Origin of the sequence: Methylobacterium tarhaniae (genome assembly GCF_001043955.1) — a bacterium.
Lineage (GTDB): Bacteria > Pseudomonadota > Alphaproteobacteria > Rhizobiales > Beijerinckiaceae > Methylobacterium > Methylobacterium tarhaniae.
In genome coordinates this window covers 1-817 of record NZ_LABZ01000449.1, presented here as the reverse complement: position 1 = coordinate 817, position 817 = coordinate 1, and the positions used below count along the sequence as shown (strand labels likewise).

The following is an 817-nucleotide window of genomic DNA, read 5'->3' as shown; positions in this document are numbered from 1 at the left end:
GTCTACGGGGCGACCAAGGCCGCCCTGCGCGCCCTGGTGCGAAGCTGGGTGCTCGACATCAAGGGAAGCGGCATCCGCATCAACCTCCTCAGCCCCGGGCCGGTGAACACCCCTTCGCTGAAGGGGATCTTCGCAAGCCCCGAGGAGGCGGATGCCGCCCTCTCATTCCTCGCGGAGCGCAGCACGCTCGGACGCATCGGCGAGCCGGAGGAAATCGGACGTGCGGTGGCGTTCCTGGCCAGCGACGCCGCCAGCTACGTCAACGGCACGGAACTGTTCGCCGATGGCGGCGCCTCACAAGTCTGATCGACCGCACTCTGTCCCACCACAATCGAGCGAGCGTGATCGCGCTCGCCCCCATGCGATCATCGTGTGGCATGCCGGCGGCCCATTCCCGCCCGTGTCGGCGGCACCGATGGCACCGTGCGGCCATCGTGCACCAAGCCCCCCAACCACGTGAGAAAGGAAGATCCATGATCACCGATGCTGCCTTCCCGAGCGCCATCGACCGGCTCGTCGCCGAAAGCGAGGTCCGTCGCCTGTTGGCCACCTATGCCCAAAACCTCGACTACGGATTGGTCGATGCGAACGCCAACCTGCTGGCGCGCGCCAGGTTCAAGGTCGGAGACCTCATTGTGGAAGGGCGCGACGCGATTGCCCGCTTCCTGAGGACGAACCTCCGGCATCACGTCGACGACACGCCGCGTACTTGGCACTCGGTTTCGAATGTTATCGTCGAGGTCGCGTCAGAGACGGCCGCCAGCTCGATTTGCTACCTCACGGTCCACCAGGAACTGCCGGGTCTTCCGCTGCAGCC

The 817-nt window shown here is 65.9% G+C and carries 2 protein-coding genes; both read left to right on the top strand.

The genetic code is table 11. From position 1 onward, the window contains the following. Positions 1–306: SDR family oxidoreductase (locus VQ03_RS30575; protein WP_048454705.1), on the top strand; the 306-nt coding region annotated here is incomplete at its 5' end. 167 nt (positions 307–473) lie between these two features. After that, positions 474–817: nuclear transport factor 2 family protein (locus VQ03_RS30570; RefSeq protein ID WP_048454706.1), on the top strand; the 344-nt coding region annotated here is incomplete at its 3' end.